23 protein-coding genes are annotated in these 24,896 nt (G+C 75.1%); 12 read left to right on the forward strand and 11 right to left on the reverse strand.

Annotated features, from left to right (window positions below; genetic code table 11):
• Positions 1–2: 2 nt before the first annotated feature.
• Positions 3–911: a rhomboid family intramembrane serine protease gene (locus tag ACT17Q_RS00120; protein WP_444665417.1), complete on the forward strand. Its 909-nt coding sequence runs from the start codon at positions 3–5 to the stop codon at positions 909–911.
• Between the two features lie 197 nt (positions 912–1,108).
• On the opposite strand, the gene ACT17Q_RS00125 is transcribed toward ACT17Q_RS00120, so the two are convergent.
• Positions 1,109–1,363: a cell division protein CrgA gene (locus ACT17Q_RS00125; protein WP_094182391.1), complete on the reverse strand. Its 255-nt coding sequence runs from the start codon at positions 1,361–1,363 to the stop codon at positions 1,109–1,111.
• 260 nt (positions 1,364–1,623) lie between these two features.
• Here ACT17Q_RS00125 and ACT17Q_RS00130 point away from each other — a divergent pair, with 260 nt between their 5' ends.
• From ACT17Q_RS00130 to ACT17Q_RS00145, 4 genes are read left to right on the forward strand one after another with little or no spacing between them, the layout of a single operon-like run.
• The gene (locus tag ACT17Q_RS00130; protein WP_444663857.1) at positions 1,624–2,499 is read left to right on the forward strand and encodes a DUF881 domain-containing protein; all 876 of its coding nucleotides are present in this window, start codon (positions 1,624–1,626) and stop codon (positions 2,497–2,499) included.
• Positions 2,496–3,287 carry a class E sortase gene (locus tag ACT17Q_RS00135; RefSeq protein WP_444663859.1) on the forward strand — a complete coding sequence of 264 codons (792 nt, stop codon included), beginning with the start codon at positions 2,496–2,498 and terminating at the stop codon, positions 3,285–3,287. The genes ACT17Q_RS00130 and ACT17Q_RS00135 overlap by 4 nt, the downstream gene beginning before the upstream one ends.
• Before the next feature lie 37 nt (positions 3,288–3,324).
• The gene (locus ACT17Q_RS00140; protein WP_166772060.1) at positions 3,325–3,483 is read left to right on the forward strand and encodes a hypothetical protein; all 159 of its coding nucleotides are present in this window, start codon (positions 3,325–3,327) and stop codon (positions 3,481–3,483) included.
• Between the two features lie 2 nt (positions 3,484–3,485).
• Positions 3,486–4,109, forward strand: a complete 624-nt coding sequence (locus tag ACT17Q_RS00145) for an aminodeoxychorismate/anthranilate synthase component II (RefSeq protein WP_094182390.1) — start codon at positions 3,486–3,488, stop codon at positions 4,107–4,109.
• Between the two features lie 57 nt (positions 4,110–4,166).
• Here the strand turns inward: ACT17Q_RS00145 and pknB are convergent, their stop codons facing one another.
• From pknB to ACT17Q_RS00185, 8 genes are all read right to left on the reverse strand, one after another.
• Positions 4,167–6,218, reverse strand: a complete 2,052-nt coding sequence (gene pknB, locus ACT17Q_RS00150; protein WP_444663861.1) for a Stk1 family PASTA domain-containing Ser/Thr kinase — start codon at positions 6,216–6,218, stop codon at positions 4,167–4,169.
• Positions 6,218–7,579, reverse strand: a complete 1,362-nt coding sequence (locus ACT17Q_RS00155; RefSeq protein WP_444663863.1) for a serine/threonine-protein kinase — start codon at positions 7,577–7,579, stop codon at positions 6,218–6,220. The genes pknB and ACT17Q_RS00155 overlap by 1 nt, the downstream gene beginning before the upstream one ends.
• Positions 7,580–7,589: 10 nt before the next feature.
• Entirely contained in the window at positions 7,590–9,041 is a 1,452-nt protein-coding gene (locus tag ACT17Q_RS00160) for a peptidoglycan D,D-transpeptidase FtsI family protein (protein WP_444663865.1), read from the reverse strand.
• Positions 9,038–10,540, reverse strand: coding sequence for an FtsW/RodA/SpoVE family cell cycle protein (locus tag ACT17Q_RS00165; RefSeq protein ID WP_444663867.1), 1,503 nt, complete (start codon positions 10,538–10,540; stop codon positions 9,038–9,040). Before ACT17Q_RS00165 ends, ACT17Q_RS00160 begins: the two co-directional genes overlap by 4 nt.
• 5 nt (positions 10,541–10,545) lie before the next feature.
• A complete protein-coding gene (locus tag ACT17Q_RS00170; protein WP_444663869.1) occupies positions 10,546–12,036 on the reverse strand; it encodes a PP2C family protein-serine/threonine phosphatase in 1,491 nt (496 codons plus the stop codon).
• A 5-nt stretch (positions 12,037–12,041) separates the two neighbouring features.
• A complete protein-coding gene (locus ACT17Q_RS00175) occupies positions 12,042–12,602 on the reverse strand; it encodes an FHA domain-containing protein FhaB/FipA (RefSeq protein WP_444663871.1) in 561 nt (186 codons plus the stop codon).
• 21 nt (positions 12,603–12,623) lie between these two features.
• Complete coding sequence (locus ACT17Q_RS00180; protein WP_094181414.1) at positions 12,624–13,331, reverse strand: FhaA domain-containing protein; 708 nt, start codon at positions 13,329–13,331, stop codon at positions 12,624–12,626.
• Between the two features lie 169 nt (positions 13,332–13,500).
• On the reverse strand, positions 13,501–13,686 hold the full coding sequence (locus tag ACT17Q_RS00185; protein WP_094181413.1) for an Rv0909 family putative TA system antitoxin: 186 nt from the start codon (positions 13,684–13,686) through the stop codon (positions 13,501–13,503).
• 288 nt (positions 13,687–13,974) lie between these two features.
• Here ACT17Q_RS00185 and ACT17Q_RS00190 point away from each other — a divergent pair, with 288 nt between their 5' ends.
• Positions 13,975–14,553, forward strand: coding sequence for a hypothetical protein (locus tag ACT17Q_RS00190; RefSeq protein ID WP_094181412.1), 579 nt, complete (start codon positions 13,975–13,977; stop codon positions 14,551–14,553).
• Positions 14,554–14,689: 136 nt separating this feature from the next.
• Entirely contained in the window at positions 14,690–15,316 is a 627-nt protein-coding gene (locus tag ACT17Q_RS00195; protein ID WP_166772061.1) for a ScbR family autoregulator-binding transcription factor, read from the forward strand.
• Between the two features lie 51 nt (positions 15,317–15,367).
• On the opposite strand, the gene ACT17Q_RS00200 is transcribed toward ACT17Q_RS00195, so the two are convergent.
• Positions 15,368–16,273, reverse strand: a complete 906-nt coding sequence (locus ACT17Q_RS00200) for an AfsA-related hotdog domain-containing protein (RefSeq protein WP_268534517.1) — start codon at positions 16,271–16,273, stop codon at positions 15,368–15,370.
• 249 nt (positions 16,274–16,522) lie between these two features.
• Between ACT17Q_RS00200 and ACT17Q_RS00205 the strand changes: the two genes are divergently transcribed.
• From ACT17Q_RS00205 to ACT17Q_RS00220, 4 genes are all read left to right on the forward strand, one after another.
• Positions 16,523–18,298 carry a hypothetical protein gene (locus ACT17Q_RS00205; RefSeq protein WP_444663875.1) on the forward strand — a complete coding sequence of 592 codons (1,776 nt, stop codon included), beginning with the start codon at positions 16,523–16,525 and terminating at the stop codon, positions 18,296–18,298.
• Positions 18,289–20,040 carry a TOMM precursor leader peptide-binding protein gene (locus ACT17Q_RS00210; RefSeq protein WP_444663877.1) on the forward strand — a complete coding sequence of 584 codons (1,752 nt, stop codon included), beginning with the start codon at positions 18,289–18,291 and terminating at the stop codon, positions 20,038–20,040. The genes ACT17Q_RS00205 and ACT17Q_RS00210 overlap by 10 nt, the downstream gene beginning before the upstream one ends.
• Before the next feature lie 91 nt (positions 20,041–20,131).
• Entirely contained in the window at positions 20,132–21,376 is a 1,245-nt protein-coding gene (locus tag ACT17Q_RS00215; protein ID WP_444663879.1) for a M20/M25/M40 family metallo-hydrolase, read from the forward strand.
• Positions 21,377–21,495: 119 nt separating this feature from the next.
• Positions 21,496–22,176: an HAD family hydrolase gene (locus ACT17Q_RS00220; protein WP_141322513.1), complete on the forward strand. Its 681-nt coding sequence runs from the start codon at positions 21,496–21,498 to the stop codon at positions 22,174–22,176.
• Here ACT17Q_RS00220 and ACT17Q_RS00225 read toward each other — a convergent pair.
• Complete coding sequence (locus ACT17Q_RS00225; RefSeq protein ID WP_444663881.1) at positions 22,173–22,361, reverse strand: hypothetical protein; 189 nt, start codon at positions 22,359–22,361, stop codon at positions 22,173–22,175. The two genes, ACT17Q_RS00220 and ACT17Q_RS00225, sit on opposite strands and share 4 nt — an antisense overlap.
• A gap of 465 nt (positions 22,362–22,826) precedes the next feature.
• On the opposite strand from ACT17Q_RS00225, the gene ACT17Q_RS00230 reads away from it, so the two are divergent.
• Positions 22,827–24,551, forward strand: a complete 1,725-nt coding sequence (locus ACT17Q_RS00230) for a DUF222 domain-containing protein (RefSeq protein ID WP_444663883.1) — start codon at positions 22,827–22,829, stop codon at positions 24,549–24,551.
• Positions 24,552–24,896: the final 345 nt, after the last annotated feature.

The following is a 24,896-nucleotide window of genomic DNA, read 5'->3' on the forward strand; positions in this document are numbered from 1 at the left end:
CGCTGAGCGAGCAGCCAGAGCAGCCACCGGTCTGCCCGCGCCACCCGGACCGCGTCGCGTACGTGCGGTGCCAGCGGTGCGGGCGGCCGGTGTGCCCCGACTGCCAGCGTCCCGCGGCGGTCGGCGTGCAGTGCGTCGACTGCGTGCGGGACGCCGCGTCGAGGCAGCGCACCGCGCGCACGCAGTTCGGCGGCGTGGTCCGCCCGGGCATCCGGCCCGTCGTGACGCTCACGATCATCGCGGTGTGCGTCGTCGCGTTCATCGCGCAACGGACGGTCCCCGACTTCACGAACCGCTGGTACTACTCGCCGTTCTGGGGCCACGAGGAGCCGTGGCGGTTCCTCACGGCCGCGTTCCTGCACTCCGAGGGCTCGTTCTTCCACATCCTGCTCAACATGGTCGCGCTGTGGGCCGTCGGCCCGTACCTCGAGGTGCAGCTCGGCCGCGCGCGGTACGTGACGCTCTACCTGCTGAGCGCGCTCGGCGGGTCGGTCGTGGTGCTGCTGTCCGCCGCGTTGGGCTGGTCGAGCTGGTACGGCGGGGTGGTGGGCGCGTCCGGGGCGATCTTCGGGCTGTTCGGGGCCGCGTTCGTCGTCATGTGGCGGTCGGGTCACCCCGCGCAGAGCATCCTCGGGATCATCGCGGTCAACATGGTGTTCAGCTTCGTGGTGCCCGGGATCTCGTGGCAGGGGCACCTGGGCGGGCTCGTCGTCGGCGCGCTCGTGGCCGCCGGGTACGCGTTCGCGCCCCGGGAGCGCCGCCGCCTCGTCGCGGTCGCCCTGCCCGTGGTGACGCTCGTTCTGCTCGTCGCGGTGACGACGTGGGCGTACGGGCAGGCGCCGGCGGAGGTCCGCGAGCTGTGGACACTGCCGCGTGACGTCCTGTGGACGGCGTTCTTCGGCCAGGGCTGACGACCGCCGTGGCGCGCCTGCGGACGAGTCACACGGGTGGAACTACACGCGTGTAGTTATCCACAGCTGTGTCCACCGCTGGGGATGACGGGCGTGGTCCCGGATCCGTCGTCAGGACGCGACGAGAGACGACGAGAGGCGCCGACCCCGGTCCGGGGCGGCGCCTCTCGTACGTGCGGCGGCGTCAGGGGCGCGCGTCAGCGCCAGCGCGTCGTCATGCTGAAGCCGGCGATGATCAGCGCTGCGCCGACCGCGAGGTTCCAGCTCCCGATCGGCAGGGGGAGGTCCGCGCCGTTCGTCGAGCGGGCGATGTAGAACGTCACGATCCACACCAGGCCCACGAGCATCAGCCCCAGCATCACGGGGACCCACCAGCGCGGGCTGGGCTTGGGCGCGGCCTTCGCCGGCGGCGGCGTGTACGTGGCCTTCTTGCGCGACTTCGACTCGGGCACCGAGATCTCCTGCTCTGCGACGAGGGACGCACCCGCGGATGCGTACCCCCACCGGGTGGGGTCGGACGGGGCCTGCGCACGGGGCCGGGCTCGGCGGCCCACGGGGGACCGGGATCGAGACCAGGCCGAGACCGGACGGTCGGCACCATCGCCTAGCGTAGTGGGCGACAATACCGTGCCGGCGCGGGCCGTCGGCCAGCAGGACACCAGCAGCACGCCGGCCCCGGCGACGTCCGGGGCGCAGCCCGAGGGAGGAGCGCGTGATCGAGCGCACGCACCGCGCGAACCGTCGCGTCGCGCGCGGCACCGCCTCGGTGACGATCGTGCTCGCGCTGTCCGGTGCGCTGTTCGCCGCGAACGCCAAGTTCGCGCGCGCGTCCGACGCCGAGCGCCACCCCCAGGACCTGCGCGAGCTCGCGATCGCCGAGGTCGACCGGGTCGCGGGGCTCACGTCCGAGGTCGACGCGCTGCGCGGCCAGGTGGACGCGCTCACCGAGTCGGCCGCGGCCGCCGCGGGCACCGAGATCGCCGACCCGCCGACCGCGTTCCGCGTCGAGTCGGGCGTCCTGCCCGTCGCCGGTCCCGGGCTCACCGTCACGCTCGACGACGCCCCGCAGGACCAGCCGGGCCTCGAGGACATCAGCCCCGACGTGCTCGTCGTGCACCAGCAGGACATCCAGGCCGTCATGAACGCGCTGTGGGCCGGCGGCGCCGAGGCGATGTCGCTCATGGACCAGCGGGTCATCTCGACCAGCGCGTTCCGCTGCGTCGGCAACGTGCTGCGCCTGCAGGGGCAGGTGTACTCACCGCCCTACGTCATCCGCGCCGTGGGCGACCCCGACCTCCTGCGCGCCGCGCTCGCCGACTCGCCCGAGGTCACCGCGTACCGCGCCGACGCGGCGTCGGTCGGCCTCGGCTGGTCGGTCGAGGCCGACGACGACCTGCTCATCGACGCGTACTCCGGCCCCACCGACCTGCGGCACGCGACGGTGCCCGAGGGCACCGAGGTGCTGCCCGGGCTCGACGAGGCCGCCGCGTCCGTGGCCGAGCAGAAGGTCACGTCCCTCGGCGGCACCGGCGGCACCGACGGGTCCGGGACCCGGGCGACCGAGAGCGGGGGACCCACGCCCGGATGACCACACCGACCCATGTCCGCGCACGTCGCCGACCCTCGCGCGGTGCGCGCGTGGCGTACGGCGCGCTCGGCGTGCTGGGCGAGCTGCTCATCACCGCCGGTGTGCTCGTCCTCGCGTTCCTGGTCTGGCAGCTGTGGTGGACGGACGTCGAGGGCAACCGCGCGCAGGCCGAGGTGGTCCGGGAGCTGCCGCGCGTCGAGGTGCCCACGCCCGCGCCCAGCGCGCTCGGCGGACCGCTCGTCGCGAGCCCCCGGCGCGACGACCCGCCCGTCATGGCCGAGGTCCCGCACGCGACCACGTTCGCGACGATCCAGGTGCCGCGCTGGGACGGCGAGCCGGAGCGTCCCGTGAGCGAGGGCGTCGACCGGGCGACGGTGCTCGACGTCCTGGGCGTCGGCCACTACCCGGGGACCGCGATGCCGGGCGGTGTGGGCAACCTCGCGCTCGCCGCACACCGCACCACGTTCGCCAAGCCGTTCAACCGGATCGCGGAGCTGCGGGAGGGTGACGCGCTCGTCGTGCGCACGGCGACCGTCGACGGCGGCCCGGGCTCGGACACCTGGTACGTGTACCGCGTGACGTCGTGGCAGGTCGTGCGCCCGTCGCAGACCGAGGTCATCGCGCCCGTGCCGGACCGGCCCGGCGAGTCGCCCACCGAGCGCTTCATCACCCTGACGACGTGCCACCCGATGTTCTCCGCGCGCGAGCGGTACGTGGTGCACGGCGTGCTCGACTACTGGGCCCCGGTCGCGGACGGCACGCCCGCCGAGCTGCTCGGGGACGCATGATGAATGCCCGCGACGTGCCGGCCGACGGGAGGCGATGATGTACGCATGGCTCTGGCGGCACCTGCCCGGGCCGGCCGCGGTGCGCGTGCTGGTGCTCGCGGTGCTCGCGGTGGCGGTGCTCGCGGCCTGCTTCGTGTGGGTCTTCCCGGCGGTCGCGCCGTACATGCCCTTCAACGACACCACGGTGGGTGAGTGACGATGACCCGGATCCTCGTGATCGACAACTACGACTCGTTCGTCTACACGATCGTCGGGTACCTCGACCAGCTCGGCGCGCAGACCGTCGTCGTGCGCAACGACGCGGTGCCGCCGCTCGAGGAGCGCACCGGGTTCGACGGCGTGCTCGTGTCGCCCGGGCCCGGGACGCCGGCCGAGGCGGGCCGCAGCATGGACGTCATCCGCGAGTGCGCGGCGACCGGCACCCCGATGCTGGGGGTGTGCCTCGGGCACCAGGCCCTCGGGGAGGTGTTCGGCGGGACCGTCACGCACGCGCCCGAGCTCATGCACGGCAAGACGAGCGAGGTCACGCACGACGGTGTGGGCGTGCTCGCGGACCTGCCGAGCCCGTTCACCGCGACGCGCTACCACTCGCTCGCGGTGGTCGACGGGACGGTGTCCGACGAGCTCGTGGTCACCGCGCGCACGGGCGACGTGATCATGGGCCTGCAGCACCGCACGCTGCCCCTGTACGGCGTCCAGTTCCACCCCGAGTCGGTGCTGACGGAGGGTGGTCACCGGCTGCTCGCGAACTGGCTGGAGCTGTGCGGCGACGAGCAGGCCGTCGCCCGGTCGGCGGGTCTGCACCCGCTCGTGCGCCTCTAGCCCCGGGCCCGCGTGCGGGCCGGCCCGTCATCGACTGCCGAGGCCGGCCCCCGCGAGTCAGCCGTCCTTGCTACCCCGGCTGTTGCCGCCGCCATTGCCGGGACCCGGCGACTGCGTGTCGCCCGGGTCCGGCTGCTGCGTCTGCTCCGGCGGGCCGGACGAGACGTAGATGACGATCAGGTCGTCGAGCTGCAGCTCGGTGCCCGGGCCCGGCTCGGTCCACAGGACGCTGTCGCGCTCCTCGTCGGACGCCTGCTCCTCACGACGGATGTTCGAGAAGCCGAGCGCGCCGAGCGCCTGCGTCGCCTCCGAGAACGTCATGTCGTTGATGTTGTCCGGGATGCGCGCCGTCTCCGGGGCCACGGCGACCTGGATGGTCACCTGCGTGCCCTGCGGCACCAGGCCCGCGGGACGGTCCTGCTCGAACACCTTGCCGGCCTCGTGCTCGGTCGTCGTGACCTTGTTGACCGTCGCGACGAGCTTGAGCTCGGCGAGCTTGGCGAGCGCGTCCTTCTCGCTCATGCCGACCAGGTCGGGCAGGTCGACGTTGCCCGTGGAGACGTACAGCGTCACCGAGCTGCCCACCTTGACCTGCTCACCCGCGGGCGGGTCGGTCTTGGTGACCTGGCCCTTGGGGAAGCTCGGGTTGTTGTCCTCCTTGCGGTCCCCGTTGACCGTCAGGCCCTGGCCCTCCAGGACCTGCTCGGCCTGCGACTCGGTCCGCCCGGAGACGTCCTCGACCTCGACCGAGTCGGGCCCGGAGGACACGACGTAGTCGACGACGCTCTCGAGCTCCACCTCGGTGCCCTCGGCGGGGTTCGAGCTGATGACCTGGCCCGCGGGCACCGTGGTCGAGCCCTCCTGGGTGCGCTGGCCCGGTACCAGGTCGGCGGCCTGGAGCGCGGCCACGGCCTCGTCCTCGGTCAGCCCGACGACGGTCGGCACGGCCACGGTCTTCGGGTCGTCGGAGCCGGAGTTGGCGACGAGCAGCGCGACGATCCCGGCGACGGCGAGCACGGCGATCCCCACGAGCACCCAGATGAGCCAGGGCCGCTTGTTCTCGTCGTCGTCCTCGTCGGAGCCGGCCGCGGCGAGGTCGTTGCCGATGCCGGTCGAGCCCCAGGGCGTCGCGGGCGGGAACGCCTGCGTCGGGGCGATGGTCGTCGCGGTCGGGGACATCACCTGCGTGGCGTCGGTCGCGGGGACGGCCGACACCGCGGCCATGCCGACCGGGGGAGCGCTGACGACGCCGCCGCGCAGCACGGCCTCGAGGTCGGCGCGGAACTCCGCGGCGTTCGAGTAGCGGGCGTCGCGGTCCTTGGTGAGCGCCTTCATGGTGATGCGGTCGAGCGACTCGGGCACGTCGGACGCGAACGAGCTCGGCACGGGCGCGGCCTCGCGCACGTGCTGGTACGCCACCGACACGAGCGAGTCGCCCGTGAACGGCGGCCGCCCCGTGAGCAGCTCGAACAGCAGGCAGCCCGTGGAGTACAGGTCGGAGCGAGCGTCGACCTGCTCGCCGCGCGCCTGCTCGGGCGACAGGTACTGCGCGGTGCCGATCACGGCCTGCGTGGCCGTCATGGTCGCCGCGGAGTCGGCGACGGCGCGCGCGATGCCGAAGTCCATGACCTTGACCGCGCCCGTGGGCGTGAGCATGACGTTCGCGGGCTTGATGTCGCGGTGCACGATGCCCGCGTGGTGCGAGTACTCGAGCGCGGAGAGCACGCCGATCGTGATCTCGACGGCCTCCTCGATCGGCACCGCGGACCCGTCGCGCAGGATGTCGCGGACCGTGTGGCCCTCGACGTACTCCATGACGATGAACGGCACGTGCGCGACGACGCCCGTCGGCTCGGTGACGATGTCCTCGCCCGTGTCGTACACGGCGACGATCGCCGGGTGGTTCAGCGCGGCGGCGGCCTGCGCCTCGCGGCGGAACCGGTTCTGGAACGACGGGTCGCGGGCCAGGTCGGAGCGCAGGATCTTGATCGCGACCGTCCGGCCCAGCCGCGTGTCGTGGCCGATGTGCACCTCGGCCATGCCGCCGCGGCCGATGAGCTCACCGACCTCGTACCGGCCGGCGAGGAGGCGGGGTCCGCTGTCCACCACTAGGCGTCCTTCACTTCCGTCTGGGGTCCCTGGTCGACGCGCGCAGGGCTGACATCCGGGCCGATCATCCCACCTGGTGGGGCCTGAGCGACGGACGTCCAGGTCACGATACGGGCGAGAGCGGCACCGGAGGGTACGGAGTCCGCCTTGGTGAGCTGTCCGGCGAGCGCCGCGCCGAGCAGCGCGCCGAGCAGGAGGACGAGCGCGAGCAGCGGCCAGCTCATCCGGCCGAACCGGCCGAGCCGGGGTCCGGACCCCTGGAGCGTGCCCCGTCCGGTGGCCGGCGGGCGCGGCGGCACCGAGTCCGGGCGCAGGTCGCGCCGCGGGGGGTAGGAGGGCGGCTGCGCGCCGGACCCCGCGGGTGCGGCGGTGCCGGGAGTGGCGGTGCCGGGAGTGGCAGGGCCGGGAGTGGCAGGGCCGGGAGTGGCAGGGCCGGGCGGTGGCGGGGTGCCCGGCGGCACGCCGACGGGGGTCGGCGCACGCGGAGGCGTGAGCGGCCGCGGGGTGGGCCGGGACACGATCACGGGCACACCGCCCGCGGGGGTGCGCGGCAGCAGCCGGTCGAGCTCACGCGCGAGCGCGGCGCCCGAGGTCGGCCGCTGCGCGGGGTCCTTCGACAGCAGGCGCACGACGAGGTCGGCGAGCTTCGGGTCGACCGCCTTGGGCAGGGGCGGGACGGGCGTGTTGACGTGCGCGACCGCGATGTCCACCGCGGTGGGGCCGGTGAACGGGCGGTGCCCGACGAGCGACTCGTACGCGATGATCCCCAGCGAGTACAGGTCCGACAACGGGGTCGCCGGGCGCCCCACGGCCTGCTCGGGCGACAGGTACTGCGCGGTGCCCATGACCATGCCCGTGGCCGTCATGGTCATCTGGTTGCGCGCGAGCGAGACGCCGAAGTCGGTGATCTTCACGCGCCCGCCGCGGCCCAGCAGGATGTTGCCCGGCTTGACGTCACGGTGCACCACGCCGGCCTCGTGCGCGGCGTGCAGCCCCCGCGCGGTCTGGGCGAGGATCGGCAGGAGCCGACGCACGGGCAGCACGGGTTCGCGCTCGAGCAGGTCGGACAGCGGCTCGCCGGTGACGAGCTCCATGACCAGGTACGACGAGCCGTCCTGCTCGCCGTAGTCGAACAGCTGCGCGATGTTCGCGTGCGACAGCGCCGCGGAGTTGCGCGCCTCGGTGCGGAACCGCTCGAGGAAGCCCTGGTCCCCCGCGAACTCCTCCTTGAGCACCTTGACCGCGACCGGCCGCGCGAGCGACTCGTCGTACCCCTCCCACACCTCGCCCATGCCGCCGACGGCGATCTGCCGCACCAGCCGGTAGCGGTTGCCGAGCGCCTGGCCCGCCGTGGTCCTCATGACGCCGTCCTCATGAGCCGAGCACCGCCTGGATGACGGCCCTCGCGATCGGCGCGGCCACCCGCCCGCCCGTCGCCTCGGAACCGGCGGAGCCGCCGTGCTCGACGAGGACCGCGACGGCCACCTGCGGGTCGTCCGCCGGGGCGAAGGCCGTGAACCACGCGTGCGGCGCGGCGTCGTCGGCGGTCTGCGCGGTGCCGGTCTTGCCCGCGACCTGCACCCCGGGGATCTGCGCGGACGTGCCCGAGCCGTTCGCGACGACGCCGACCATCATGTCCGTGAGCTGCGCCGCGGTGCCGGGCGAGACCGCCGTCGACAGCACCTCGGGCTTCGTCTGCGACACGACCGACAGGTTCGCGGCCCGCACCCGCTCGACGACGTACGGGCGCATGACCTTGCCGTCGTTCGCGATGCCCGCGGACACCATCGCCATCTGCAGCGGGGTCGCGGCGGCGTCGAACTGCCCGATCGCGGACTGCGCGGTCTGCGGCGCGTTCGCCTCCGCGGGGAACCGGCTCGCCGTCACGGACATCGGGATCGTGAGCGAGGCGTCGTCGAACCCGAACCGCTCGGCCTGCTCCCGCAGCGCGTCGTCACCCAGGTCCATGCCGAGCTGCGCGAACGCCGTGTTGCAGGAGACGCGCAGCGCGTCGGCGAGCGTGATCGGGTTCGCGCCGCACCCTCCGCCGCCGAAGTTGCCGATCGTCGCGCTCGTCTGCGGCAGGTCCAGCCGCACCGGGGCGGGCAGCGTGCTGGACGCGTCGTACTCGCCGCTCTCGAGCGCCGCCGCAGCCGTGACCAGCTTGAACGTCGAGCCCGGCGGGTAGATCTCGAGCGTCGCGTTGGAGCGCAGCGGGTTGCCGTCGGCCGCCGCGAGCTCGGCGTAGGCGGTATTGGCGGCGGACACGTCGTGCGACGCGAGCGCGTTCGGGTCGAAGCCCGGGGTCGAGACCATCGCCAGGATGCGGCCCGTGCTCGGCTCGATCGCGACCACCGCGCCCTGCTGGTCGCCCAGGCCCTCGAGCGCGGCCCGCTGCGCGGCCTCGACGATCGTCGTCTCCACGGCGGCGCCCTCGGGCTTGCGGCCGGTGACCAGGTCCCGCAGGCGGGAGAAGAACAGCTGGTCGCCGCGGCCGGTGAGCTGGTCGTTGGCGGCGCGCTCGAGCTGCGAGCTGCCGTGCACCACCGAGTAGAACCCCGTGACGGCGGAGTACAGCTCGCCGTCGGTGTACTCGCGCTGGTAGCCGAACGGGTCGTCGACCTTGACCGACCGCGCGACCGCGCCGCCTGCGACGACGATCGGCCCGCGCGCGTTGCCGAACTCGCGGTACAGCGTGCGCACGTTGCGCGAGTCCGCGTTGAGGTCGGGCGCCTGGACGAACTGCACCCACGTGGCCGAGCCCATGAGGGCCAGGAACATCACGAGCATCACGGTCGCCAGGTGGCGCAGGGGGGTGTTCACGCCAGGCCCCCGATCCGCTCGGTCGGGTGCTCGTCGTCGGGCTCGGCACCCACGCCCGCGCCCGTCCCCGGCGCACGGGTCGCGGAGGCGGCCGGGACGCGCGTCGGGCCCGCCTCGACCTCGCCGGGCAGCGGCTCGTCGGGACGCACGCCGCGCGCGGCCGGCGCGGGACGACGCGCGTCGTCGGACACGCGCAGCATCAGGGCGACGATGATCCAGTTCGCGAGCAGGCTCGACCCGCCGTACGCGAGGAACGGCGTCGTCAGACCCGTCAGCGGGATGAGCCGCGTGACGCCGCCGACGACGACGAAGCACTGCCACGCCACGACGAACGCCAGACCGCCCGCGAGCAGCTTGCCGAACCCGTCGCGCACGCCGACCGCGGCGCGCATGCCGCGCTGCGTGAGCACCACGTACAGCGTGAGGATCGCGAGCAGGCCCGTCAGGCCCAGCTCCTCGCCGAGCGACGGCACGATGAAGTCCGACTCGGCGTACGTCACCAGGTCGGGACGGCCCTGGCCCCATCCCGTGCCGAACAGACCGCCGCTCGCCATGCCGAACAACCCGCGCACGAGCTGGCCCGAGCCCCCGTACAGGCGGTCGAAGATCTCCGGGTCCATCGCGTGCAGCCACGCGTCGAACCGCGCCGCGACGTGGCTGAACACGCTGCTCGCGACCACCGCGCCGCCGACGAACATCAGCAGGCCGATGACGACCCAGCTCACGCGCTCGGTCGCGAGGTACAGCATCGCGACGAACAGGCCGAACAGGAGCAGCGACGTCCCGAGGTCCCGCTCGAACACGAGCACCGCGATCGAGCCGGCCCACACGACGAGGATCGGACCGAGGTCCCGCGCGCGCGGCAGCTGCAGCCCCGCGAACCGCGGGCCGGCCAGCGCGAGCGTGTCGCGGTGCGTCACCAGGTACCCCGCGAAGAACACGGCCAGCGCGAGCTTGGCGAACTCCGCGGGCTGCATGCCGACCGAGCCCACGTTCACCCAGATCCGCGCGCCGTTGATCGACGTCCCCAGCACCGGCAGCAGCGGCAGGCCGAGCAGCACCAGACCGACGACCATCGCGGTGTAGGTGTAGCGGCGCAGCGTGCGGTGGTCGCGCAGGCAGACCAGGACGGCCGCGGCGAGCACCACCGAGATGGTGGTCCACAGCAGCTGGCGGCCCGCGAACCCGTGGTCCTTGCCCGCACCCTCGTACGCGACGTCGATCCGGTAGATCATCGCCAGCCCGATGCCGTTCAGCGCGACCGTCACCGGCAGGATCACCGGGTCCGCGAACGGTGCGCGCCAGCGCAGCACGAGGTGCATCCCGAGGGCGAGCGCCGCCAGCCCCGCGCCGTACCCCAGCACGTCGGCGGGGACCTCGTCGGACGTGCCGAGCCCGACCAGCGCGTACGCGCCGACGGCGAGCGCGAGCGCGAGCACCAGGAGCCCGAGCTCGACGCCCCGTCCGGCGCGCACGCGGTGCGGCTCGACGGTGGCCACCGCGCTCACCCCTGCTCGCCGGCGCCGGCCGCCTGCGTCGCGAGACGCGTGGACGTCGCAGTCGGCTCGCCGGTCGGGTCGGTCGCGGGCTGCGTGGGGTCGGGGGTGCGCGTCGGGCTCGGCTCGGCGGTCGTGCCCGGGGCGGGCTCGTCGTCGGCGTCCTCCAGCAGGACGATCTCGTCGACGAGCGTGCCGGCGGACGCGCGGTCGTCGGCGTGGATGGTCTGCACGACGCGCTCGCGGACGTACTGCGACGCGATGTCGTCGACCGCGATGCCGGTGCGCTCGACGACCGTCGACAGCGTCACGGGTCCGAGCGACTCGGGCACACCCCGGAAGATCGCGACCTCGTCGCCGTCCACGCCCACGAACCACTGCGTGCGGGTCCACGCGTAACCGCCGGCGACGAGCGCCACGACGACCGCGAGCACCCCCGCGCCCGCGACGAGCGTGCGGGTCCGGCGCGAGCGCGCTGGCTCGTCGCCGTCCTCGTCGTCGTCCTCGGCGGCGGGACGCGCGTCGTCCGCCGCGTCCTCGAGGTCCGCGTCGTCGTCCGGGTCGCCGTCGGGGCCGCTCCCGTCCGGTGCGTCGTCGTCCGCGGGCCGGGCGCCCGCCAGGCCCGCCTTCTGCGCGCGGGCCGCGGCCTGCGCGAGCCCCGCGGCGCGGGCCGCGGGCCCGTCGGCCGCGACCGTCGGGTCGTCCCGCGTCGTGGCGGCCGCGCCGACGACCTGCGGGGCCGTGCCGGGGGCCGCGCCGTCGGGCAGGTCGTCGAGCTCGACGACGTCGGCGATCACGACCGTGACGTTGTCACCGCCACCGCCGCGCAGCGCGAGCTGCACGAGCCGGTCCGCGCACGAGTCGATGTCCCCGAGCTCGCGCATCGTGGTCTCGATCGTCTCGGCGCTCACGAAGCCCGACAGTCCGTCGGAGCACAGCAGCCAGCGGTCCCCCGCGCGCGCCTCACGCACCGACAGGTCCGGCGTGAGGTCGGTGTCGAAGTCGCCCAGCACGCGCATGACGACCGAGCGCTGCGGGTGGTGCTCGGCCTCCTGCGGGGTGATCCGGCCGATGTCGACCAGGTGCTGCACGAACGTGTGGTCGGTGGTGACCTGGGTGAGCACGCCGTCGCGCAGCAGGTAGCCGCGCGAGTCGCCCAGGTGGACCATCGCGAGCTTGTTGCCCGCGCGCAGGATCGCCGTGACGGTCGTGCCCATGCCCGCGAGCTCGGGCTCGGCGCCCGAGCGGGCCTTGATCTCCTCACGCGCCTCGTCGAGCGCGGACTCGAGCTCGTCGAGCGCGTCGTCGGGCCCGTGGGACTCGTCGTCGAGCGGCGCGAACGTGGCCACCGCGACCGACGACGCGACGTCGCCGCCCGCGTGGCCGCCCATGCCGTCCGCGACCATGAGCAGGTGCGGGCCCGCGTACGCGGAGTCCTGGTTGTTGCTCCGCACGAGTCCCACGTCGGACCTGGCGGCGTAGCGCAGCGCGACCGTCATCCGCCCTACCCCTGCAGCTCGATCACGCTGCGGCCCACCCGGACCGACTGGCCGGGGGTGAGCGGCGTCGGGCCGGAGATCTTGTGGTCACCCGACTGGTCGTGCACGAAGGTCCCGTTGGTGGAGCCCATGTCCTCGACGTACCAGGCGCCGCCCTGCGGGAAGATCCGCGCGTGGCGCGACGACGAGTAGTCGTCCTCGAGCACGAGCGTGCAGCCGGGCGCACGCCCGACGACGACCGCCGACTGCGTCAGGGGCAGGATCGTCCCGGTGAGCGGTCCCTGCGTCACGACGAGGCGAGCGCCGCGCTGGGCTCCGCGCTGCGCGCGCTGGCCGCGCGCCGAGCGCGGCGCGGTCACGGGCGTGGGCGCGGTCGGCGGGCCCGGGGTCGCGACGGCCGGGCTGGCGGCGGCCGGCACCGGGGCCGGCGCGCCCGTGCGCGAGCGGCGCTTGGTGATGCGGGTGCCGTACAGGTCGCGGCGCAGCACGGCGATGGACGAGAGCACGAGGACCCACAGCAGGGCCAGGTAGCCCAGCCGCAGCAGGGTGATGGTCAGCTCGCTCATCGTGTGGGCGTCACCGGCCGGTCACTCGTCGACGTCCTGGTCGCCACCCGTCCAGAACAGGATCCGCGTGCGGCCGATGGTCAGGGTGTTGCCGTCGAGCAGCGTCGCCGCGGGGACCTTGTGGCCCTCGACGAACAGCCCGTTGGTCGAGCCCATGTCGGTCGCGACGACCGAGTCGGGGCCCACCCGGATCTCGAGGTGTCGGCGGGAGACGCCGGGGTCGTCGACGATGATGTCGGCCTCCGAGCCACGGCCGATGACCGTGACGGGGCCGGTGAGCAGGTAGCGCTGGCCGTCGATGTCGAGCAGCGGGTGGCGCGGGCTCGGTGCGGCGCTCGTCGCGGGCGCGACGGCGCCGCGCACGGTCGCCGAGTGCACCTCGAAGCGACCGGCCTCGAGCTCGGTGTTCTCCGCGAAGCTCACGGTCACCGGGCCGACGAACGCGTAGCGCTGACCCGCGGCGTAGTCGGTCACGTTCGCCGCGAACTCGTCGGCGAGCGTCTCCGCACCCCAGGCCTCCACCTGGTCGTAGTCCGGGGTGGAGAGCTCGATCGTGAACTCGTTCGGCACGACGGTGCGGTCGCGCCCGACGACGGCGGCGCGCTCGTCGACCTCCCGGCGCAGCCGGCTGGCCATGTCGACGGGCTTGAGCTCGCTGCGGAACGTCTTCGCGAACACGTTGTTCACGGCTCGTTCGACCCCGTTCTCGAATCGGTCGAGGAAACCCAACACCCACCTCCTCCCGGCTCACTCGGCACGCTCGGCGACCCGACCGCTCTCGTGGCGATCGGCGTCGGTCCGCCTCGATGGTATCCGCGCCCCGTCGTCGCACGTCGGCGCCGTGCGGGACGGACCCGCGACGGCGCCCGGCGCGACGGTGCGCGCACACCCGGACGGGTCAGGACCGCTTCTGCTCGTCGAGGAACTCCTTGGCCTTGTCCACGACGTCGTCGACGGTCTTGTCGGCGTTGTCGTCGGTGCGCGACTTGACCACGTCCGCGGCCTTGTCGAGCGCGGCCTTCGCCTGCTCCTCGTGGCCCTCGAGGGCGCCCTTCGCCTTCGAGACCAGGTCGTCGAGACCCATGTCACTCCTCCTTCACGTCGACCTTCACGTCGACGCGCGCCCGACGAGGCGCGCGTCCTGCCCCCACTCTGGTGGCCCGACGCGTCCGTGGGTAGGACCGCCGCACGGTCAGTCTCGTCCCGCCGCACGTTCGGCGCACCCGAACCGCCGCGAACCCGGGCGTGACGGGCTGGGGCGACACCGCGCGGCACCGTGCGGCACGGTGCGGCACGGTGCGGCACCGTGCGGATCCGCGTGGGCCCGGCGTGGACGGTGGCCCGTGTGGGTGGTGGGGTCCACGCTGGGGGCATGGTGACCATCTCGTGCTCGTGCGGTGCCGTGACCACCTCCCGTCGCAACCCCCTGCGGGGGCTCCCGCTCGAGGAGCGGATGGAGACGGTGCGCACCGCGTACAGCGCTCACGACGGGTTCCTCACGCTCGAGGTGGACTGCTCGTGGCACCCGGGCGCGCACGACGAGGACGACGAGCCGGGCACCGGCTGCGTGGTGCTGGTCGACATGGACGCGCTCGACGCGTGCGAGGGCCTGCCCGACGACGAGCGGCGCGGCCTGACGGCGCTGCTGGGCATCTCGCACGTGCGCGGCCGGGTGCTGCCCGCACCCGTCGAGGTGGGGTCGGTGCGGTTCCGGGTGTCCCCGTCGTTCGGGTTCGACTCCGAGGTCACGTACGTCGTGCACGACGGCCCGACGACGCTGCTCGAGCTGACGTGCCCGTTCGGCGGCCGCGACGAGCTGCGCTCGCTCGTCGAGCTGTACCGCGCCCACGGCCCGGCCGCGGTGGTCCAGGTCGACGGCCTGGCGCCCCGGATCGGGCTCGCCGCGGCGGTCGCCGGGGTGACACGTGCTCGGACCCCGTCGGTCGCCTGACGGACACGTGTCTCGGTCTTTCGGTTCCTTCCTGCGAGAATCGTCCCGCCGTTCGCCTAAAAAAAGACGGATGGCCGGTATGCTTTGTCCGGTTGCGCGGGTATATTGCCGCTGCACCGACAGCAGGGAGGGCGACGTGGCGCAGCAGGCGCGCGCGGTGGCGACCAGGAACGCGATCGTCGAGGCGGCCGCGGCCGAGTTCATCGAGCACGGGTTCGCCGGCGCGAGCATCGCGGACATCGCCCAGCGCGCGGGCGCGACCAAGGGCGCGATGTACTTCCACTTCCGCTCCAAGGAGCTGCTCGCGCAGGCCGTGATCGACCGGCAGCGCGAGCTCAACGACGAGCTGCAGGACAAGTTCGCCTCGAGCGACCTGTCCGCGCTCGCGATCCTCGTCTCCATGGTCCACGCGCTCGGCGACCTCATGCGCGACGACGTCGTGGCGCTCGCGGCCATGCGGCTCGCGGTCGAGGTCCCGGAGGGCGGCGACGACCGCGGCCCCACGTACGACGCGTGGGCGGCGCCCACCTCCGCCGTCATCAGCCACGCCATCGCGCAGGGCGACGTGCGCGACACGATCGACCCCGAGGTGCTGTCCCGGTTCCTCGTCGCGGCGTTCACGGGCGTCCAGACCGCGTCGTTCGCGTCCACGCGGCTCGAGGACCTCATGGACCGGCTCCACGAGATGTGGACCGTGCTCCTGCCGGGCATCGTCGCGCCCGGCCGCGAGCACGTGATCCCGGACATCCTGCAGCGGGCCTGACCGGGCGGGAGCACCGCACCCGGTCGTCCGGCACCCGGTCGTCGGTGAGCGCTAGACGAGTGCGTCCCGCACGGGTTCGTCGGTGCGGCTGGACGCCTCGCCCGGCTCGTCCGCCGGGAGCGTCCCGCTCGCGCACGTGATGACCGCGGCCGGGGTGCCCCCCTGCAGCACCTCGGTCCGGGTCGTCGAGCCGTCCCGCACGGCGCGCACGTCCGCGACGGTGTCGAGCTCGACGTACCGCGTGCACCGCACGTCGATCGCGGTGACGTTCTCGGCGGCGGTGAGCAGGTGGTGCGCGGTCATGGCCGCGCGCGCCAGGTGCATCGCCGGCACGTGGTCCACGCCGTGGTCGAAGACCATGCGGTCGTCGGCCTCCCAGCCGAGCCAGGCCTCGAGCGCGTCCGTCGTCGTGCGCACGTCGCCCAGCGCGGCGGGGTCGTGGCGGTGCTCGACGTCCTGCCACGCGGGTGCGCCGCCCCGCAGGCGTGCGTGCACGCGCGGGTCGACGCACTGCAGGTCGCCCGACGCGTGCGCGACGAGCTCGCCGTCGATCGTGACCTCGGCGTCGAACACGTGCCGCACGAGCGTGCCGCGGCGGTGGTCCGCGGAGCGCGTGAGGAACCTGAATCGCGCGGGGACGTCGCCGACGAACGCCGTCGGGTCGACCACCCAGGTCATCGCGACGCGCGACGCGATGAACGCGAACCCGAGCGGGACGCCGCCCGCGACGTGCGCGAGCGCGGTGCCCGCCTGCCGGAACCCCTCGAGCGCGAGCAGCACCGCGCTCTGGTGCGCGTACACGGGGTGCGGGATGCCCAGCGGGAGCACCACGTCGACGTCCCACACGGTCTGCGGGTCGAGCCGGGCGTCGTCGCCCGGTCCCGTCACGTCGGTGACGAGCATCGCCCACGGGTCGAGCTTGTGGACGTACCGCTGGTCGAAGGTGCTGCGCTGCATGGCTGCCTCCACGTCTCGGGCGTCCGGCACGCCCTCCCGTGCAAGTGAACGCTAGACCCCGGCGACGGTCATAACAAGACGGGCGGTCGGTTTCGTTTGTCACGGCAGCCGCCTTGGTCTTGCCCGTTGACGTCGTGCGGCCGGGCGGTGCATCCTGAACTAAGCCGGACGTTCGGTTTGTTTCGCGCTCGCCGCCGGGTGACCACCGGCAGGTCGCCCGGCGGCGTGGGTGCGGTCGAGAGGGAGCAGATGGACACGATCGCCACGCGAGACCCGCGGGGGGAGGTGCGGCTGCGCAGCGGCACCCGCTCGCGCGAGCTCGACGGCCGCATCGCCGTCAGCGCGGGTGAGAGCGCGGTGATCGTCGACGGCGCCGACGAGCAGGCGTTGTGGACCGCGATCGAGCCCGTGCTGCGCGCGGGCGTGCGCCCCGACCGGCTGCTCGCGGCGGTGCCCGAGCACGGGCGCGCCGTCGTCGCACGGATCCTCGCGCGGCTCGACGAGCACCACCTGCTGCGCGAGGTCGAGGCGGCGACGGAGCCGCTGCCCGCGCTCGACCACCTCGAGACCGTGACGCGCCGGCCCGCGGCCGCCGCCCGGCTGGTGGCCACGACGACGCTGCGCGTGCGGGGCTCGGGGCCCGTCGTCCGGAGCGTCGTGGCGCACCTCAACGCCGCGGGGTACGCGCGCGTCGTCGAGCAGCGTGAGCCCGCGGCGCGCGCGCTCGCCCGCGTCGAGCGGCAGGCCGCAGACCTCACGTGGCGGCCGGTCGCGTTCGCCGCGGGCGACGCACGCACCGTCGTCGTCGGACCGTGCGACCGGGACGCGGACGCCGAGCTCGAGGCGGCCGTGCTCGAGCGCGTCGCGCGCGGCAGCGCCCTCGAGCCGGTCGTCGAGCCGGACACCACGGCGGGTACGGGGACGGGTACCGGGACGGGCATCGAGACCGGCATCGAGGCAGGCACCCACACGGGCATCCACACAGGCACCCGTCCAGGCACCGACACGGGCGTCCGCACGGGCACGGCGGACGCCGGGGGCGCACCGGTGCCGTCCGGCCCGGAGACGCTGCTCGCGGAGCTCGTCGGCGCGCAGCTCGCGCTCGCCGCCCTCGACTCGAGCGCACGCGAGGTGGAGCCCGCGCCGCCCGCACCCGCGGCGCACTACCTGGTGACGACGAGCGGGCTCGTCAGCGAGCGGCACCCGCACGTCGCGCTCCCGCGCCTGGGCCGCGACGGCCGCGTCCTGGACGTCGACGCGTGGGCCGTGCGGGACGTCGTCGCGGACCCCGTCGCGCTCGCCCGGCTCGAGCCGGTGTGGGACCCGGTGCTCGGTGTCGTCGGCGAGCCGCTCCCGCTCGACCTGCCGCAGGCCCCCGTGGGGCTCGCGGCGCTCGTCGACGACGAGGGGCGGACGCTCGGCGGTGTCGGCACGACGACGGCGGCCGCACGCGTGGACGTGGTGCTCGACGCCCTGCGCGTCGCGACGGGACCCGCGGTGCACCGCGCGGGCAGCCTCGGGCTCGGGGTCGCCGCCGCGGCCGCACGCGCCGACGCGGTCGCGCGGCTCGTCGAGCGCTCGGACCTGGGCTGGCGGCCCGCGCCGCTCGACCGCACACGGCTCGACGCGCAGGCGCACCGGCTGCACACCTCGCTCACGCGTCGGCTCGGGGAGCGCGCCGCCGTGGGGCTCGCCGTGTCGGGGACCGGGCTGTGCCGCGTCGACGTGCGGGACGCGGACGGCGACCTGCTCGGGCGTGCCGTCGCGACGAGCCCGGCCGCCGCAGCGGCCGGTGCGCTGCTGCGCGCGGTGGGGCGCGTGCAGTGGCACGAGTCGCAGGTCACGCTCGTGCCGACCGACCCCGTGCTCGACGTGCTCGACACGCGCACGGCGTCCGTGCGCACCGAGGTCGACGCGTGGGCGCGGGCGGCGGTCGCGGCGGGCGCGGTGCAGCTCGTCGAACCGGACCACGCCGACGGCTGGGGGGGCGTCGGCGTGCACGCGGCGGTGGCGTCATGGACGTGACGAGCGACGTCGCGGACGCCGTCGCTGTCGCGCTCGCGCAGGGGCGAGCGCGGCTCACCGCCGCGGGAGGGTCGCTCGCGGTGCGGGCGCACGGGAGCCACGTGCTCGTCGGCCCGCTCGTCGTGCCGGACGGGCAGGGCGGGTGCGCGGACTGCGCGCTCGCCTGGTGGACCGACGTGTCGCCGGGCACCGCGGGCGGCCCTCCCCGCCCCGTGGGGCTGGACTGGTCGCGTGTCGTGCGCGCGATGGTCGCGCGCGTCCTGGGCGACGAGCCCGCGGTGTGGCGGCGTGCGGTCCTCGCGCTCGACCGCGGGACGGGCCAGCTCACCGTGCACCACTTCCTGACGCATCCCGCGTGCGTGGTGTGCGCGCATCCGCCCGGCCCGCCGGAGGCGCTCGACCTGCGTACGCCGCAGCCCGCGCTCGCCGCACCGCTGCGCACGCGCGCCGCGACGCGCGAGACGCTGCGCACGCACCTCATGGACCCCCGGTTCGGCCCCGTCACGCACGTGCAGCGCGACGAGGAGTCGCCGTTCGCGCGCGTGTCGGCGACCGCCGTCGTCCCGGGCCGCGCGCGGTTCGAGACGGGCTACGGGCGGGCCGTGTCCTACGCGGACAGCGAGGTGCCCGCGGTGCTCGAGAGCCTCGAGCGTGCGCTCGGCGGGTACCGCAGGCCGGCCGTGCCGGTCGTCGTCGCCGCGTTCGACGAGGTCGCGGCGCACGCGCTCGACCCGCGGCGGCTCGGTGAGCACGAGGTCGTCGGGCCCGGGCCGGCGTACGAGCCGTTCGCGCGCGGGCGCACGACGAGCTGGGTGTGGGCGCGCTCGACGCGCGAGGACCGCGCGGTCCTGGTGCCCGAGCACGTCGCGTACGCATCCGAGCAGGGCGTGGGTGCGCGGTTCCTGCACGCGACGTCGAACGGCTGCGCGGTCGGCGCGACGCGCGAGGAGGCCGTGCTGCACGGGCTGCTCGAGGTCGTCGAGCGCGACGCGGCGCTGCTCGCCTGGTACACCCGCGCCCGGCTGGTCGAGGTGGTGCCCGCTGCGGGCGGCGCGCTCGCGGTGCAGCGGGACCAGCTCGCGCAGCGCGGCCTGCGGCTGCGGGTCCTGGACGTCACGTCCGACCTACGGGTCCCGGCCGCGCTGGCGGTCGTCACGGCCGACGAGCAGGCGGTGCGCTCCGGCCGCGCGCCCGCGCTGGCGGTCGCCTCGGCGGTGGGCCCGGACGGGCGCACCGCGGTGCGGGTCGCGGTCGAGCGGTGCGTGACGCGGCTGCGGGAGCACAGCCCGTCGGCCGCGGAGCGTCGCCGCGCGATGCTCGACGACCTCGACCTGGTGCGCACGCGGGAGGACCACGCCGGGCTGTACGCGTTGTGGGAGGCGCGTCACCTGTGGCGCTTCCTCGACGAGCCCGCCGGCGCGGTCGCCGAGGCCGAGCACCACGCGCGGCACGCGCTGCCGACCGGGGACGTCGCCCGCACGCTGCGTCTGCTGCTCGAGCGTGCGCACGCGCTGCAGCTCGACGTCGTCGTGGTCGACCAGAGTGCGCCCGAGCTGCTGGACGGGCTCGGCGTGCACGCCGTGAAGGTGCTGGTCCCGGGCACGGTGCCGCTGACCTACGGGCACCGCAACCGTCGCGTCCTGGGCATCCCGCGCCTCGCGCGGGGCGCCGCGATCCTGGAGGGAGCACAGCCGTGGGACGACGACCCTCGACCACACCCGGCCCCGCACCCGTTCCCGTGAGCCCGCAGCCGTACCTCGGACCGGCTCGTGCGCTCGCTCGTCGCAGGGGGGCGAGCGAGCGCACGGGGCCGACGACGCGGCGGGGGCGACGGTGACCACCACGACGGCACCCGACCTGGCCACGCTGTCCGACGACCGCGCCGAGCACGCGCGCGAGCTGTACCGCTCGCTGCACGCGGCTCCCGAGCTGTCGGGGCGTGAGCGGGAGACCTCGGCGCGTGCGCTCGCGCACCTGCGGGCCGCGGGCGCGGGCGTGCGGGCGCGCGTCGGCGGGCACGGGGTGGTCGGGGTGCTGCGCAACGGCGAGGGGCCGGTGGTCGCGGTCCGGGCGGAGCTGGACGCGCTCGCGGTCCTCGAGTCCACCGGGCTGCCGTACGCGTCGAGCCGCCGCACGACGCTCGGCGGCCGGCAGGTGGGTGTGTCCCACGCGTGCGGGCACGACGTGCACGTCGCGGCGCTGCTCACCGCGGTGGAGCACCTCGCGGCGGCGCGGGACGCGTGGGCGGGCACGCTCGTCGCGATCCTGGAGCCCGACGAGGAGTCCGGCCGGGGTGCCGCGGCGATGCTCGCCGACGGGCTCGCGCGGACCGTGCCGCGCCCGGACGTGCTGCTCGCGCAGCACGTGAGCCCCGACCCGCTCGGTGCGGTCACCATCGGAGCCGGCGCGGTGCTCTCGTCGTCGGTCGCCCTCGCGCTCACGCTGCACGGCACGGGCGGGCACGTCGCGTTCGCGGACGACGGCGTCGACACGGTCGCGGTGCTGCTCGACGTGCTCGCCGCGGCGGGGGACCTGGCGCGGGAGGCGGGCGCCGAGCTCACGGTCAGCGCGGTGCACGGCGGCGCGTCGCACAACACGTTGCCGCACGTGGTGCGGGCCGACCTCGTGCTGCGCGGCGCGGACGCGCACGTGCTGGGCGTCGTCGCCGACGAGGTGGGGGTGCTCGCGCGGCACCTCGCGGACCGCGCGGGCTGCCCGCGGCCCGCGGAGGTCGAGCGGGTTGCGTCGTTCGGCGACGTGCGCAACGAGCCGCGCGCCGCGCAGCGCGTGCACCGGGCGCTCGTCGGCCGCCGCGTGCCGACGTACGTGCTCACCCGCCCGTCGCCCGCGAGCGACGACGTGGGGGCGCTCGCGCGCGGCCTGCGCTGCCCGCTCGTGTACTGGTTCCTGGGGGTCAGCGACCCGGCGCTCGTCGCGGAGGCGGCGCTCGACCCGCGCGCGTCGGCCGCGCCCGCGCTGCCCGGCAACCACGCGCCCGACTTCGCACCGCACCCCGACGCGGTGGTCCACGCGACGCGTGCGCTGCTCGTCGCCGCGGGGGCGTGGCTCGCCCGGTGACCACCGTCACGCCGCTGCGCACCGGCTGAAATCGGGACGAACCACGCCCCGCACGCCCCGGACCGGGCTAGGTTGGCGCGCGACGCGCGTCGCACGGCGCGGGACCGGGGGACACGGGGGTGGGCGAGCTGCACGCGATCGTGTTCGTCGACGTCGACGAGACGCTGCTGACGATCAACTCGATGTCGAGCTTCCTCGTGGCGCACCTGCGGGCGCGCGGGCGCTCGTCGGACGAGGTCCGCGCGGTCGTCGGGCACCTGGCCGCGCTCGACCGGGGCCCCGACCGTGGTGCGGTGAGCCGGGCCTACTACGCGACGTTCGCGGGCGAGAGGGCCGACGAGCTGGGCGCGCTGGGTGAGCGCTGGTTCGCGGGGCTGGGCCCGGACGTGTGGCACGCGCCGGTGGCCGACGAGGTCGCGGCGGCGCGGGACGCGGGCGCGCTCGTCGTGCTCGTGTCGGGCGCGCCACCGGCGACGGTCGCACCCGTCGCGCGGGCGGTCGGGGCGCACGCGTGGTTCGCGACCCTGCAGGAGCAGCGTGACGGCGTGCTCACCGGTGCGGCGACGGACGTGGTCGTCGGCGAGAGCAAGGCACGCGTGGTGCGTGCCGTGCTGCGGGATCGCGGCGTGCGGGGCGAGGACTGCGTGGCGTACGGCGACCACGCGAGCGACCTGCCGATGCTCGAGGCGGTCGGCACGGGCGTCGTCGTGGGCGACGACCCGGTGCTCGCGTCCGCTGCGGCCCGGCACGGCTGGCGGCTGCTGCCGTCGGCGCGCGGCGCCCGCGCCGGCCTGGACTAGAGGCGCGCGAGCGCGGCCGCGGTCGCTGCACGCGCCTGGTCGAGGTTCGTGACGTCCAGGGCGCGGTCGGGGTGGCCGTCCCACAGCCGGGAGTAGAACGTACAGAAGCGCGCACCGCACTGGTACAGAGCCTGCAGCAGCTCGCGCTTCTCGTGGTGGAACGCCCGCTCGCCCGTGAGCTCCACACACCTCGTCACCGTGCACCGACGCGACCACGTCGACCCCCGTCAGGAAGAACGGCACCGTGGCGACCTCGTCGTCCACCAACGCCCCCACCGCGCCGAAGCACAGGTAGGTCACGAGCGACGGCACCGCGTCCTCGAGCACCAGCGGGTCGCCCCCCGGCGCCTCCAGGACGACGGCACCCTCGCAGTACCACGCCGCACGGACCGCGTCCGCGTACTCCTCGAACCGCAGCATCGAGTCCGCCTCGTCGATGTGGTACCCGTCCACGTCGAGCACGTACCGCACGACGAGCCCGTCCACCTGGTCCTCCGACAACCGGTCCTCGTCCCGCTGCGTCGGCCTCGTCGCCAAGTGGCACAGCGCCCCGCGTGGGGTTCGGTGCGGGTGATCCCGGGCCGCGGCGCAGGCGTCAGGGGCTGTGGACGAGCGGGGTGCATGTCGGTGCAGACCCGTACGATTCGAACATGCATTCGAACGAGGTGGCGCAGGTCGCGCGCGGTGGCGTGCCGTCCGATGACGCGCCGCCGCCGTCCGACGAGGCCGCGGGGCTCGGCGTCGTCGCGCACCGGGTCGCGGCGCGTGCGCGGGCAGCCGAGCAGTGGTCCGCGCACGAGCGAAAGGCGGTGCTCGCCCGCATCGACGAGGCCGTCGCGGTGCTCACCGCAGCCCGTGCGCACCTGCTCGGGGCCGAGGCGCGCGCGGGCTCGTGGCAGGGACACGGGGACCGGGACGTGGTCGCCTGGCGCGGCCGCACCTCCCGCGCCGGCGTGTCCGCCGCGGGCGCGGAACTGCGCGGCGCGCACGTCATCACCTCGATGCCGTCGGTCGAGCGGGCGTTCACCGCGGCGGAGCTCTCCGCCCAGCACGTCGACGTGCTCGGCCGCGCCGTGTCCCGGGCGACGCCGAGCGTCTCCGCCGCGCTCGCGGACCCGCGCACGCAGGACGAGCTCGTGGCGCTCGGCCGGCGCCTGGACGGGCGGGAGTTCGCCAAGGCGGTGGACCGCTTCGTCGCGCAGGTCGACCCGGTGACGGTCGAGCGTGAGCACGCCGCGCAGCGCGCGCGTCGGCACCTGTTCGTCACCGACCTGCCCGGTGGCACGCAGGTGCGGGGCATGCTCGACCACCGCGCGGGCCACCGCCTGCGCCTCGCGCTCGAGAGCGCGCAGGGGCGTCCCACGCAGGACGACGATCGCACCAGCGAGCAGCGCCGCGCCGACGGCCTCGTCGCGCTGGCCGAGCTGGCGCTGTCCGAGCCACAGGCCACCACCGCTGTCACCCGACCGCACGTGTCGGTCGTGCTGGGCGAGCAGACCTTCCGCACTCTCGTCGGAGCGCTGCGCGCAGGCGACGGGGCCGTCGGCGCTCGGCGGGTGGAGCCGCCGGCGGGTACGCGGTCGGCGAGCGCGACCCTCCCGGACGCCGGGTGGTCGTCCGCCGCTACCGGTGGCTCCGGGGACGTCGAGCGGCTCGCGGAGGCGATGCGCGGGGTCCCCGCACCGGTCGACGAGGACGGTGCACCGGTCCCGGTGAGCGAGGCGGCCCGGCTGCTGTGCGACTGCGCGCTCACGCGCGTCGTGGTCGACGCCGAGAGCCGACCGGTCGACGTCGGGCGGACGCAGCGCCTCTACTCCGGTCACCTGCGTCGCGCGGTCGTCGCACGGGACGGCGGGTGCGTCTGGCCGGGCTGCGGCCGGCCCGCCCGGTGGTGCGAGGTCCACCACATCCGCTGGTGGGACCGGGACGGCGGGGAGACGTCCGTCGAGAACGGCGTCGTGCTGTGCGGCTTCCACCACCACGTGGTGCACGAGCGGGACCTCACGATCGAGCGCCATCCACCGGCGCCGCCGCCCCGAGGGGTGTCGTCGCGCCTCGTTGCGGGCGCCATCCCACCCGTCACGTACACCTTCCGGACGCGCGGTGGGACCGTCGTGCGGTCGGCACGTGAGCCGGCGGCGCTCGGGTCTGCAGCCGTGACCGGGGCTGCGGCCGCGCCGCGAGGGGGTGGTGCGTCGCGAGGGAGTGGTGCGTCGCGAGGGAGTGCGACGCGAGCGCCGGGTCCTCCGGAACGGCGCGAGGTGAGTGACCGCGGCCGCCGGGCAGGTCACGGGTTCCCGAGCGCCGGACAGGTGCCGGGGCGGGAGCGGGAGTCGGACCAGGCGGCGTTGTTCGCGATGGCACGTCCGGGCTGAGACGCGCCGTCGCCGGTCGGCGACGGCGAGGCTTGCGACCGCGAGGCTTGCGACCGCGAGGCCAGCGGTGCGACGGCGGGTGGTCGACGGTCGGGTGGCACGGTGGCTGGCTGCCAGACGGCGAGGGGTGCGACGGCGGGTGGTCGACGGTCGGGTGGCACGGTGGCTGGCTGCCAGACGGCGAGGGATGCGACGGCGGGGGTGCGACGGCGGGGGTGTGACGGCGGGGGTACGACGGCGGGGGTGTGACGGCGGGGGTGCGAGGGGTGTCCGCGTCCCCCGCACCCCCGCCCGGCCGGGACATGGCCCCGGCCGCCGGCCCGGCGACGCGGACGTCGCGGGCCA

The organism is Cellulomonas sp. CW35 (genome assembly GCF_052378485.1).
Classification (GTDB): Bacteria; Actinomycetota; Actinomycetes; order Actinomycetales; family Cellulomonadaceae; genus Cellulomonas; species Cellulomonas uda.